This is a genomic window from Citrobacter sp. RHB25-C09 (genome assembly GCF_013836145.1).
GTDB lineage: Bacteria > Pseudomonadota > Gammaproteobacteria > Enterobacterales > Enterobacteriaceae > Citrobacter_A.
In genome coordinates, this window is the sequence record NZ_CP057483.1 from 12910 (window position 1) to 24583 (window position 11674).

At 52.9% G+C, this 11674-nt stretch carries 10 protein-coding genes and 1 pseudogene; 6 read left to right on the forward strand and 5 right to left on the reverse strand.

Features of this window, described 5'->3' with window-relative positions:
- Window positions 1-5: 5 nt before the first annotated feature.
- Window positions 6-869 (reverse strand): helix-turn-helix transcriptional regulator, encoded by an 864-nt coding sequence (locus HVY19_RS00060; RefSeq protein ID WP_181684184.1) that lies wholly within the window; start codon window positions 867-869, stop codon window positions 6-8.
- Window positions 870-1036: 167 nt separating this feature from the next.
- On the opposite strand from HVY19_RS00060, the gene HVY19_RS00065 reads away from it, so the two are divergent.
- A complete protein-coding gene (locus HVY19_RS00065; RefSeq protein ID WP_181682426.1) occupies window positions 1037-2752 on the forward strand; it encodes a solute:sodium symporter family transporter in 1716 nt (571 codons plus the stop codon).
- On the forward strand, window positions 2749-4242 hold the full coding sequence (locus HVY19_RS00070; protein ID WP_181682427.1) for a sulfatase-like hydrolase/transferase: 1494 nt from the start codon (window positions 2749-2751) through the stop codon (window positions 4240-4242). Before HVY19_RS00065 ends, HVY19_RS00070 begins: the two co-directional genes overlap by 4 nt.
- Here the strand turns inward: HVY19_RS00070 and HVY19_RS00075 are convergent.
- Window positions 4203-4532 (reverse strand): hypothetical protein, encoded by a 330-nt coding sequence (locus tag HVY19_RS00075; RefSeq protein WP_181682428.1) that lies wholly within the window; start codon window positions 4530-4532, stop codon window positions 4203-4205. The genes HVY19_RS00070 and HVY19_RS00075 overlap by 40 nt on opposite strands.
- Window positions 4533-4629: 97 nt before the next feature.
- Here HVY19_RS00075 and HVY19_RS00080 point away from each other — a divergent pair, with 97 nt between their 5' ends.
- Genes HVY19_RS00080 through HVY19_RS00090 form a run of 3 tightly spaced genes read left to right on the forward strand, consistent with a single transcriptional unit; the run spans window position 4630 to window position 6453 of the window.
- Window positions 4630-4977, forward strand: a complete 348-nt coding sequence (locus HVY19_RS00080) for a DUF202 domain-containing protein (RefSeq protein ID WP_181682429.1) — start codon at window positions 4630-4632, stop codon at window positions 4975-4977.
- Window positions 4967-5329, forward strand: coding sequence for a DUF202 domain-containing protein (locus tag HVY19_RS00085; protein ID WP_181682430.1), 363 nt, complete (start codon window positions 4967-4969; stop codon window positions 5327-5329). Before HVY19_RS00080 ends, HVY19_RS00085 begins: the two co-directional genes overlap by 11 nt.
- Window positions 5326-6453, forward strand: a complete 1128-nt coding sequence (locus HVY19_RS00090; RefSeq protein WP_181682431.1) for an anaerobic sulfatase maturase — start codon at window positions 5326-5328, stop codon at window positions 6451-6453. Before HVY19_RS00085 ends, HVY19_RS00090 begins: the two co-directional genes overlap by 4 nt.
- A 33-nt stretch (window positions 6454-6486) precedes the next feature.
- Here the strand turns inward: HVY19_RS00090 and dsdA are convergent, their stop codons facing one another.
- Both dsdA and dsdX read right to left on the reverse strand, forming a co-directional pair.
- A complete protein-coding gene (gene dsdA, locus HVY19_RS00095; RefSeq protein WP_181682432.1) occupies window positions 6487-7809 on the reverse strand; it encodes a D-serine ammonia-lyase in 1323 nt (440 codons plus the stop codon).
- A 17-nt stretch (window positions 7810-7826) separates the two neighbouring features.
- A pseudogene (gene dsdX / locus HVY19_RS00100) lies at window positions 7827-9165 on the reverse strand (D-serine transporter DsdX).
- A gap of 230 nt (window positions 9166-9395) precedes the next feature.
- On the opposite strand from dsdX, the gene dsdC reads away from it, so the two are divergent.
- Window positions 9396-10337 (forward strand): DNA-binding transcriptional regulator DsdC, encoded by a 942-nt coding sequence (gene dsdC / locus HVY19_RS00105; protein WP_181682433.1) that lies wholly within the window; start codon window positions 9396-9398, stop codon window positions 10335-10337.
- Here the strand turns inward: dsdC and emrD are convergent.
- Complete coding sequence (emrD, locus tag HVY19_RS00110; protein ID WP_181682434.1) at window positions 10330-11514, reverse strand: multidrug efflux MFS transporter EmrD; 1185 nt, start codon at window positions 11512-11514, stop codon at window positions 10330-10332. The genes dsdC and emrD overlap by 8 nt on opposite strands.
- Window positions 11515-11674: the final 160 nt, after the last annotated feature.

Sequence of the window (11674 nt, forward strand, 5' to 3'; positions counted from 1 at the left end):
GCATTTTATATTTTATGCTTTAACACAGCCGAAGGCGCGTAGCCAAATTTCTGCTTAAACGCTTTGCTGAAATGAAACGAGTCAAAAAAGCAGAGTCGATCCGCGACCTGACCCACACTGCTCCCTTCCTGCTTTAACAGCGATAACGCCAGTTCCAGACGGGCATTCAGAACGTATTCTTTTGGCGTTTTACCGGTATAGCGCTGAAAAAGGCGTCGGAGCCAGGCTTCGCTACAGGGAATGGTCGCGGCCATATCCGCCACACTCCATCGGCGTTGTAAACTGGCATGTAGGGTGGCAATTAATTTTTCAATTTGAAGACGCTGCGGATCTTTTTTCCCTTCGGCATAAATAAGACAAATCCACTGATAAATAATTTTGGTGAGGAAGGCGACCGCGAGATTATTTTTCATTGGATCCGCAGCGGTTATTAATTGCGAGACTTCTTCAAGTTCATGATTATAAATATCACCGTGATAAATAACGCTTTGCTGCTTAACGGGGATATCCATTACGCTGGTCGGCGTAAACTCCATCCAGTATTGCTCCCAAAGTATTCCTTCGCAATGATAGGACTGAATATCCATGGGCTTTAAGAAAATAACACAATTCCCGTTAAGGATAATTTTCTCGCCACTTTTTAAGATGACGGTTCCGCACCCCTGAACGGTATAGACAGCAACCCAGGCGTTAGCTATCAGCGGCTTTTTCTTATCGCGCGGCCAGATTACCCGATATTGTTCATCGGCATAGGTGTGCCATAGCGATATCAAAGAAATTCCGCTGGAGATCACATTTTCGTTAATTAGAAGCGGAATATTGTACGTAGTTTCGTTTTTTACATGCGAATTTTGCAAACTTCCATTCATTTTAATTTCCTGGCGGAGAATTATGCCTACAACCTGAACATAACAGAAAGTTAAGGCTTCAGGGATATGACAGAAGTATTTTAAGAAATCTGACTGCCTGACCCGGTTCGCCATACCTCACCCTACATAAGAGGCGGCCGGGACATAATGAATAAAAGGGCTATGAGATGAATACGCTACAAATATTGAGCTTTGTCGGCTTTACACTGCTGGTGGCGGTAATCACCTGGTGGAAAATACGCAAAACCGATACCGGATCCCAGCAGGGGTACTTTCTGGCTGGGCGTTCGCTGAAAGCGCCGGTCATTGCCGCCTCGTTAATGCTGACGAACTTGTCTACAGAGCAACTGGTAGGGCTTTCCGGCCAGGCCTACAAAAGCGGGATGTCGGTCATGGGCTGGGAGGTGACCTCCGCTGTAACGCTCATCTTTCTCGCATTGATTTTTTTGCCACGCTATTTGCAGCGCGGCATCGCCACGATTCCCGACTTTCTGGAAGAACGCTACGACAAAACAACGCGCATCATTATCGATTTCTGCTTTCTGATCGCGACAGGCGTTTGCTTTCTGCCAATCGTTCTCTATTCCGGCGCACTGGCGCTGAACAGCCTGTTCCATATTGGCGAATCACTTCAGATCTCCCACGGCGCGGCCATCTGGCTATTGGTGATTCTGCTGGGCGCAGCGGGCATTATTTATGCGGTGATTGGCGGGTTGCGGGCGATGGCGGTAGCGGATTCCATTAACGGAATTGGTCTGGTAATTGGCGGCCTGATGGTGCCAGTCTTTGGCCTGATCGCCATGGGGAAAGGCAGTTTTCTGCAGGGACTGGAGCAACTCACCACCGTTCACGCTGAGAAATTGAATTCGATTGGCGGTGCGAACGATCCGCTGCCCATCGGCGCAGCTTTCACTGGGCTGATTCTGGTCAATACATTTTACTGGTGCACCAACCAGGGGATTGTCCAACGCACGCTGGCGTCAAAAAGCCTGGCGGAAGGGCAAAAAGGCGCGCTGTTAACGGCGGTGTTGAAGATGCTCGACCCACTGGTTCTGGTGCTACCGGGGCTGATTGCGTTTCATCTGTATCAGGATTTGCCTAAAGCGGATATGGCCTACCCCACGCTGGTCAATAATGTTCTGCCGACCCCGCTGGTGGGATTCTTTGGTGCCGTACTGTTTGGTGCGGTCATCAGTACCTTCAATGGGTTCCTCAATAGCGCCAGCACGCTATTCAGTATGGGAATATACCGGCGCATCATTAACCAGAATGCGCAACCGGACCAACTGGTGCGCGTCGGGCGTAAATTTGGATTCTTTATCGCCATTATTTCTGTGCTGGTCGCCCCGTGGATTGCGAACGCACCTGAGGGTCTGTATAGCTGGATGAAGCAACTTAATGGCATCTATAACGTGCCGTTGGTGACGATCATCATCATGGGATTCTTCTTCCCTCGTATTCCCGCGCTGGCTGCAAAAGTGGCGATGGGCCTGGGGATTGTTAGCTATATCACCATCAATTATCTGGTGAAATTCGATTTCCACTTTCTGTACGTGCTCGCCTGCACCTTCTGCATCAACGTAGTGGTCATGTTGATCATTGGTGCTATCAAACCCCGCGCCACGCCGTTTAAATTTCAGGACGCCTTTGCCGTGGATATGCAGCCGTGGAAAAACGCGAAGATCGCTTCCGTTGGCATATTGTTTGCGATGATTGGCGTTTATGCCGGGCTTGCACAGTTTGGTGGCTATCACACGCAGTGGCTGACCATGATCAGCTACGGCATCACGGCAGCGGTTGTCGTCTGGTTGATTTATAGCAGCTGGCAGGCACGCCGTTCCGCCGCTGCGGTGTGTGTTTCAGACTCTAAGGAAAATGCATGACTCGTCCAAACTTCCTGTTCATCATGACCGATACTCAGGCGACCAATATGGTGGGCTGCTATAGCGGCAAGTCACTGAATACGCAGAATATTGATAGTCTGGCGGCGGAAGGGATCCGCTTTAATTCCGCCTATACCTGTTCCCCCGTTTGTACGCCAGCGCGTGCTGGGCTTTTCACCGGCATTTACGCTAATCAATCCGGCCCGTGGACCAACAATGTCGCACCGGGAAAAAATATCTCGACGATGGGGCGCTACTTTAAAGATGCGGGCTACCACACCAGCTATATCGGCAAATGGCATCTCGACGGACATGACTATTTTGGTACCGGTGAGTGTCCCGCGGAGTGGGATGCCGATTACTGGTACGACGGCGCCAATTATCTTGCGGAACTGACAGAAGAAGAAATCGGCCTGTGGCGCAATGGCCTGAATACCATAGAAGATTTGCAGGCCAATAATATCGATGAAACCTTCACCTGGGCGCACCGCATCAGCAACCGGGCGGTGGATTTTCTCCAGCATTCCGCGCGCGCCGATGAGCCGTTTCTGTTGGTTGTTTCCTATGACGAGCCACATCACCCGTTTACTTGCCCGGTAGAGTACCTCGAGAAATATCAGGACTTTTATTATGACCTCGGCGCGAAGGCACACGATACGCTGGTAAATAAACCCGAACATCATCGTTTGTGGTCTCAGGCGATGCCATCCCCGGTGGGTGAGGACGGACGCTATCACCATCCGCTCTATTTTGCCTGCAATGATTTTGTCGATGATCAGATTGGCAGGGTTATCAAGGCGCTGACGCCGGCGCAGCGGGAGAACACCTGGGTGATTTATACCTCCGATCACGGCGAGATGATGGGCGCGCACAAACTGATCAGCAAAGGGGCGGCGATGTACGACGACATTACCCGCATCCCGTTAATTATCCGTTCGCCGCAGGGTGAACATCGGCAGGTTGATACCCCCGTCAGCCATATCGACCTGTTGCCAACCATGATGACGCTGGCTGGCATCGACAAGCCCGATATTCTCCCGGGTGAAGACATTCTGTACGCGCAAGCGCCACGGGGCGTGATGGTGGAATTTAACCGTTACGAGATAGAACACGACAGCTTTGGCGGGTTTATTCCGGTGCGCTGTTGGGTGACAGAGGCATATAAGTTGGTTCTCAACTTATTTACCAGCGATGAACTGTACGACAGACATCAGGATCCGCATGAATTGAATAATCTGATTGATGACCCTGATTTAGCCGATGTTCGAAACCAGCTTCATGATGCGTTACTGGACTACATGGATAAAATTCGCGATCCGTTTCGCACTTACCAATGGAGTCTGCGTCCGTGGCGAAAAGATGCCCACCCCCGCTGGATGGGCGCGTTCCGCCCGCGCCCGGATGATGGTTATTCTCCTGTTGTGCGTGACTATGACACGGGATTACCCACTCAAGGCGTAAAGGTTGAAGAGAAAAAGCAGAAGTTTTGACAAAACGCCGGTATCGCTTGCGTTACTGGCGCTAACCCACGGCTCCGCTTAGCCGGTAACTTATCGCTATTAATGGTGTTTTTTTCCCCAATATCGGCTGGCACTTCACCTTTCAGTCCAGCCATAATGCCCTGTTTTACGGCGGAAACATGTTCCGCCACCACGCTTTCCAGCGGGTGTTGAGGCGGGTCAAACGGACCAAAAGTGAAGTGGAAAAGCGTGATAGTCAGGGCAATAACGCCGAACAGCATCCCTGATAAACTACGTTTATTTTGCAGTATGATTACCATTTTACCTCCCTGTGAAAGGGGGGAATCGTAGCAGTACTACGTTGTTTATCATTCTGAAAATGGACGATGACAGCGTGACGAACAAGAAGGAGTCGTAATGAAGATTTCCCGCCTCGGAGAAGCGCCGGACTACCGCTTCTCGCTGGCAAATGAACGGACCTTTCTGGCCTGGATCCGTACCGCGCTGGGTTTCCTGGCGGCAGGCGTGGGGCTTGACCAGCTAGCGCCGAACTTTGCCACGCCGGTGATTCGTGAGCTGTTGGCGCTCCTGCTCTGCCTGTTTGCCGGTGGTCTGGCGATTTATGGCTATTTGCGCTGGCTGCGAAATGAAAAAGCAATGCGTCTGAAAGAGGACTTGCCGTACACCCATAGCCTGTTAATCATCAGCCTGATTTTGATGCTGGTCGCCGTTATTGTTATGGCACTGGTGTTATATGCCGGATAGCCGCAAAGCCCGCCGCATGGCCGATCCAGGACTTCAGCCTGAGCGCACATCACTGGCCTGGTTTCGCACGCTGCTGGGTTACGGCGCGCTGATGGCGCTAGCGCTAAAGCACAACTGGCATCAGGCGGGTTTTTTGTTCTGGGTTTCTCTCGGCGTCCTGGCCGTTGTGGCGCTCGTTCTCTGGCGCTATACCCGCAGCCGTAATCTGATGGATGTGACGCACTTTGATTTTTCCCATTCTCAGGCGATACGTGACAAATTTTTGATCTCCCTCGCGGTGTTGTCACTCGCAATCCTGTTTGCTGTATCGCACATTCGCCAACTTGCCGTCTTTATTGGGAATTTAGTATGACAGTCTGTCAGGTCATGGCCAAACCGGCCAGCTCACGTTGTAACCTGGATTGCCGTTACTGTTTCTACATTGATAAACCCACTCAACCTGTAATGGATGACGCCACGCTTCACGCGTTTATCCAGCAACATATCGCCGCACAGCCAGGGGCAGAAGTACTGTTTGCCTGGCAGGGCGGAGAACCTACGCTTTGTGGCCTGGATTTTTTTCGTCGCGTGGTTGCGCTACAAAAGCAATTCGGAGAAGGGAAGCAGATCCAGAACACTTTTCAGACCAACGGCATTTTGCTCAACGACGACTGGTGTCGTTTCTTCCGTCGCCACGGTTGGTTGGTGGGCATCTCGCTGGATGGTCCGGCTGAACTCCATGATGCTTACCGCGTTAACCGCGCGGGCAAACCGACCCACAGCAAAGTGACGCGCGCTATAGCGACGCTGGTCGAGCATCGTGTGGATTTCAACCTGCTGGTGGTAGTGAACCGTCTGAACAGCCAACATCCCGCGCAGATGTACCATTATCTCCGCCAGCTTGGCACACCCTACCTGCAGTTTATCCCGCTGGTCGAGCATGATGAAAAGGGTAAGCTGACGAAAGAATCGGTGGAGCCGGAAGCGTGGGGACAATTTCTGCGTGACGTTTTTGATATTTGGGTACGAGAAGATATCGGGCGCGTATTTATTCAGCTTTTTGATTCCACGCTGGGGATATGGTGCGGCTATCCGTCGCAGATGTGCGCATTCAGCAAAACCTGCGGCCATGCGTTTGCACTGGAGGCGAACGGTGATGTCTACCAGTGCGATCATTATGTTTATCCGCAATACCTTCTGGGCAACATCCATCAAACTTCGCTGAGGGAACTGAATGCCAGTCCGCCAGCAGATGCGTTTGGCGAGCAGAAACACGAAACGCTCAGTGCCGAGTGCCAGAGCTGTTCCTGGCTGAGTTTTTGTCACGGCGATTGTCCAAAACACCGGGATGGGAGTGGCAAAAGCGTGTTATGTGAAGGATATAAAGCCTTTCATACCCACTGTGCGCCGCATATGCGCGTGATGCGGGATTTGGTAAAAATGCACCGCTCTCCGATGGAACTGATGGTAATGATGCAGCGTCAACAGGCCGGATAAGCACAGCGCCCTCCGGCCTGAGATGATCAGAAATTAACGCCCTTTCGCCAGATATTGCGCCATTTCTGCTTCTGGCACCATGCCCCCGCCCGTCGCCCAGACCAGGTGCGTGGCGTTATTCAGTTGCGCCGGGGTGAACCCCTGGATTTGCTGATAATCGGCGGATCCACAAACGCGCTGAGGTCCGGCCATACCCGCCAGCGCCGACGGTTCCAGACGAATATCTTCTTCCTGTGCCAGCCAGCCGAGCATGTCATACATTGTCTGGTCATCGAGGGTGTAAAGGCCGTCGAGCAGACGTTCCATTGCGCGACCCACAAATCCGGATGCGCGACCTACCGCCAGGCCATCCGCTGCTGTCAGGTTATCAATGCCAATATCCTGTACCGAAATTTCATCATGCAAACCGGTATACACGCCCAGCAGCATACAAGGCGAGTGCGTTGGTTCCGCAAAGAAGCAGTGAACGTTATCGCCAAATGCCAATTTCAGTCCAAACGCGACCCCACCAGGGCCACCGCCAACACCACATGGCAAATACACAAATAGCGGATGATCGGCATCCACCACGCGACCGTGTTTATCGAACTGCGTCTTCAGGCGCTGCCCTGCCACCGCATAGCCCAAAAACAGAGTGCGCGAGTTTTCATCGTCGATAAAGAAGCAGTTTGGATCGGCCTCTGCAGCTTTACGTCCTTGTTCAACCGCCACGCCGTAATCTTCTTCGTACTCAATGACCGTGACCCCATGACTGCGCAGCTTGGCTTTTTTCCAGGCGCGGGCGTCGGCGGACATATGTACGGTAACCTTAAAGCCAATGCGTGCGCTCATGATACCGATAGACAGCCCCAGGTTGCCGGTGGAGCCCACCGCGATGCTGTACTGGCTAAAGAAATCTTTGAACTCCGGACATAGCAGCGCGCTATAGTCGTCTTCTGTGGTGATCATCCCTGCGTCTAACGCCAGTTTTTCGGCATGGGCCAATACTTCATAAATGCCGCCTCGCGCCTTAATCGAACCGGAAATCGGCAGATGGCTGTCTTTTTTCAGCAGCATTTTACCGCTGATTTTTTGCCCGTACTGCTTTTCCAGCCGTTTTTGCATTGCCGGGATCGCCACAACCTCAGATTCAATGATTCCTCCGGTGGCAGCGGTTTCCGGAAAGGCCTTGGCGAGATACGGTGCGAAGCGTGCCAGGCGGGCGTGAGCGCCCTTCACGTCCTGTTCCGTCAGTCCCACGTAAGGTAAACCTTCCGCAAGCGTGGTGGTGGCAGGGTTGAACCAGGTCGTTTCTTTAAGGGCGACCAGATCCTCTACCAAAGGATACCGGGCGATAAGTTTTTGTAGGTTTTCCATAGTACGTCTCTTAGCGCTTAGATGATAAAGGAAAGCAGGAATGTGCAAGCCAGGGCAATGACCGACGCGATAAATGTCGCGGTCGTATAGTACTTAAACGTCTCATTCAGGGGTCGCGCCGCAGTATTGCTTCACCAGCCAGAAAAGAGAGTCAGTCACGATCGTGCAGCCAATGGCACCGGAACCGATGGCAATAGCAATGATTTCAGGGCTAACGTTGGGATAGAGCGGTAGCATCGGCGAGACAATTGCCGTTGCGCCCATCATCGCCACCGTTGCGGAACCGACCGCCGCATGCAGAATCAGCGCCACCAGCCAGGCCAGCAAAATCGGGTGCATATCCATATTGGAGAGGATAACTGCCAGCGTGTCGGCCAGACTGCTGCTCTTCAGGATGGCGTTAAATGCCCCGCCCGCGCCGATAATCAGCAGGATATTGGCGATTGAGCCAAAGCCGTTTTCGGTGTGGGTCAGCATCGCACCCATGCTCATGTGCTGACGCAGGCCAAGGATGTAGTAAGCCACGAAGACGGCGATAAACATGGCGGTGATTGGGTTGCCGATAAACTCCAGCAGCGTATACAGCGTCCCGCCTTTAGTCATGTTCAGCTCTGCCACGGTCTTCACCAGCATCAAACCGATTGGCAGCAGGACGGTAAAGAGCGTTGCGCCCAGAGAAGGCAGCGTACTTTCATCGCGGACTTTGAGATCAGAAAACTCAGCGGGAACCGGTTTGAATGGCAGACGGTTGCCGAGGAATTTCAGGAACAGCGGGCCGCCAACCAGCGACGCCATCAGGCCAACCAGTAGACCGTAAACAATGACAGAACCGATATCCGCGCCCAGCTTGTTTGCCACGAACAGTGCTGCCGGATGGGGTGGCACGACGCAGTGTACGGCCATCAGCGCGGTACACAAGGGAATCGCCAGCTTCAGCAGTGAGGTGTTCGTTTTTTTCGCAATCGAAAACGCCAACGGAATGAGCAGCACGACGCCGACTTCCACGAACAGCGTGATACCGCAAATCAGCCCCACCAGCACCATAATAACGTCAGCGGAGAGCCAGCGGCAGCGCTGAAGTGTTAAGCCGATGCGTTCTGCGGCGCCAGAGACTTCCATCATCTTACCGAGGATAGTGCCAAGGCCGATAACGGCGGCAAGAAAGCCAAGCGTGCCGCCAATACCGCTTTCAATGGCATTGACCATGTCCAGCGGTCCCATGCCCATCATGGTGCCCACGAAGAAACTGGCGAGAAGAAGCGCCAGGAACGGGTGGAATTTAAATTTCACGATGGTCAATACAATCAACACAATGCTAATCAGCAGCGTGCTTACAACCCAGATTTGAGAGTGCATATCTCACCTTGCCCTGTGATTTACCTGTCCCTATTGGACAAAATTACAGCACTGGCTGACAAACGATATAAATTGTCTCTCACGTGAATCAGATTGGATCAAAGAAGTGATGTGCGTCGAATAATCAGCTGTTTTTTTATTATGGTTCACTCTCATTCATCTTTGTGCTGATTTTTTCCGCATCTTTTTTTACACTTCGTAAAACGGACGCTGATGTCATCGAGGCAACAATGGAAGCTCCACGCGAAGTCAGAAACCAGCTTCTCAACGGCTGGCAATTATCCAAACTGTACACGTTTGAAGTGGCGGCAAGGCACCAGTCATTTGCGATGGCGGCTGATGAGCTGTCGCTCAGCCCCAGCGCCGTGAGTCACCGCATCAACCAACTGGAAGCCGAGTTGGGAATTCAGCTTTTTGTCCGATCGCATCGCAAAGTAGAGCTTACCCACGAAGGGAAGCGGGTATTCTGGGCGCTGAAGTCGTCGCTGGATATGCTGAATCAGGAGATTCTGGACATCAAAAACCAGGAGCTGTCGGGGACGCTGACCGTCTATTCACGTCCGTCAATCGCCCAATGCTGGCTGGTACCCGCGCTGGGTGACTTCACGCGCCGTTATCCGTCGATCTCACTGACTATCCTGACCGGCAACGATAACGTGAATTTGCAGCGTGCCGGAGTTGATCTGGCGCTGTACTTTGACGATGCGCCATCTTCGCAGTTGTCCCACCATTTTTTAATGGATGAAGAAATCCTGCCGGTTTGCAGCCCGGAATATGCGCAACGCTTTGACTTACTGGGATCGTTGGTGAATTTGCCCCATTGTACCTTGTTGCATGACCGTCAGGCGTGGAGCAATGATTCCGGGACCGATGAATGGCACAGTTGGGCGCAACATTTTGGCGTGAATTTGCCGACATCGTCGGGGATTGGCTTCGATCGTTCCGACCTGGCGGTCATCGCTGCGATGAACCATATCGGTGTGGCGATGGGAAGAAAACGGCTGGTGGAGAAGCGACTGGAAAGTGGCGAACTTGTCGCTCCCTTTGGCGAGATGTCGCTCACCTGCCACCAGCATTATTACATCACGACGCTGCCTGGCAGACAGTGGCCAAAAATCGAGGCCTTTATCGGCTGGTTGCACGAACAGGCCGGGTTGCCACGCATTAAATAGCCTGCCCCTGGTGCGACATACGCGCCGCCAGCGGTAGCCAGCACAGTAATATCAGCAGCCCCATGAGCGTCATCAGCAGACCAAGACTGCCCTGACCGGTTTGAGGAAGCATCGCAGACAGCCAGGCCAGCACGCCTGAACCGATATTTTGCAGACCGCCAACCAGCGCACCCGCCGTCCCTGCGAGGAACGGGAACGGCTCCATCGCTCCGCTGGTCGCCAGCGGAAACAGCATTCCGGCACCGAAGAAGAACAGCGCGGCAGGGATCAGCAGCGTCCAGACGTTCATCACGCCAAACCAGCCGGGGATCCACATCATCAGCCCTGCCAGCAGACAACTCACCACCGACTGCCACATCAGCGTGGAAAAACGCTTGTTCGGGCGACCCGCAAACCATGCGCCAAAGAACGCAGCCGGAATTGGCAGAATAAACAGGATGCTGACTGTCATGCTGTTAAAGCCTAAAACTGCCCCCATTAACACGCCGGAACAGGCTTCAAACACCGCGATACCAGCCAACCCGCCAATGAGCATCAGCAGATAGCAGTTAAACGCACCGTTGCCAAACAAGACCTTATAGCTGGTGAGCAGTCGTGTGCGGGGCGCATCAACAGGACGAGTTTCGGGCATCCAGCGCGCCATGCTGAAGGTTACACCCGCGCACAGGATGAACAGAAAAACGTAACAGGCGCGCCAGTTCCAGGCCGTATCCAACAGGCCGCCGATTAACGGCGCCAGCAGAGGGCTGACCAGAATCCCCATATTCAGAAGACTGTTGGCGTGGCGCAACTGCGTGCCCTGGTAAAGATCGCGCGGTAGGGTGCGAGCCATAACCCCGCCCACACCAGTGCCCATCCCCTGCAACGCGCTGGCGGCAATCAGTACTGTCAGGCTGTGGGTTGTCATAGCGACCAGCGTTGCCAGCATAAAAATAGACATTCCGGCGAGGATCACCGGGCGGCGTCCTATGCGGTCGGAAAGCGGGCCGTAAAACAGCTGCGATACGCCATAGGTCAACAGGTAGGCGGCCATCACGCTCTGCACGGCCCCCTCGCGGACATTTAGCTCGCGAGCCATATCGGCAATGGCGGGGATATATATGGTTTGCGCCATCTGACCGACAGCTACAAGTATGACCAACATCAACAACAAATTGACGCTTCTCTGCCTTTTCATTTCGCTGAATACTTTTCAAAAAGAGAAAAAATAAGAATAAGGTGCTGCGCATTCCCATAAATGCGAGTGAAATCTAGCACAACAGAAGAAGAAGACCAGATGGTTTGCAGGAATGGAAAAGGGGACAACGGCAGGATATGTAAACAAAATGCGGCAATAA

What these genes read in the sequence shown, in the direction of transcription:
- HVY19_RS00060 (WP_181684184.1), bottom strand. Translation starts at nt 869, where the DNA reads ATGAATGGAAGTTTGCAAAATTCGCATGTAAAAAACGAAACTACGTAC.
- HVY19_RS00065 (WP_181682426.1), top strand. Translation starts at nt 1,037, where the DNA reads ATGAATACGCTACAAATATTGAGCTTTGTCGGCTTTACACTGCTGGTG.
- HVY19_RS00070 (WP_181682427.1), top strand. Translation starts at nt 2,749, where the DNA reads ATGACTCGTCCAAACTTCCTGTTCATCATGACCGATACTCAGGCGACC.
- HVY19_RS00075 (WP_181682428.1), bottom strand. Translation starts at nt 4,532, where the DNA reads ATGGTAATCATACTGCAAAATAAACGTAGTTTATCAGGGATGCTGTTC.
- HVY19_RS00080 (WP_181682429.1), top strand. Translation starts at nt 4,630, where the DNA reads ATGAAGATTTCCCGCCTCGGAGAAGCGCCGGACTACCGCTTCTCGCTG.
- HVY19_RS00085 (WP_181682430.1), top strand. Translation starts at nt 4,967, where the DNA reads ATGCCGGATAGCCGCAAAGCCCGCCGCATGGCCGATCCAGGACTTCAG.
- HVY19_RS00090 (WP_181682431.1), top strand. Translation starts at nt 5,326, where the DNA reads ATGACAGTCTGTCAGGTCATGGCCAAACCGGCCAGCTCACGTTGTAAC.
- dsdA (WP_181682432.1), bottom strand. Translation starts at nt 7,809, where the DNA reads ATGGAAAACCTACAAAAACTTATCGCCCGGTATCCTTTGGTAGAGGAT.
- dsdC (WP_181682433.1), top strand. Translation starts at nt 9,396, where the DNA reads ATGGAAGCTCCACGCGAAGTCAGAAACCAGCTTCTCAACGGCTGGCAA.
- emrD (WP_181682434.1), bottom strand. Translation starts at nt 11,514, where the DNA reads ATGAAAAGGCAGAGAAGCGTCAATTTGTTGTTGATGTTGGTCATACTT.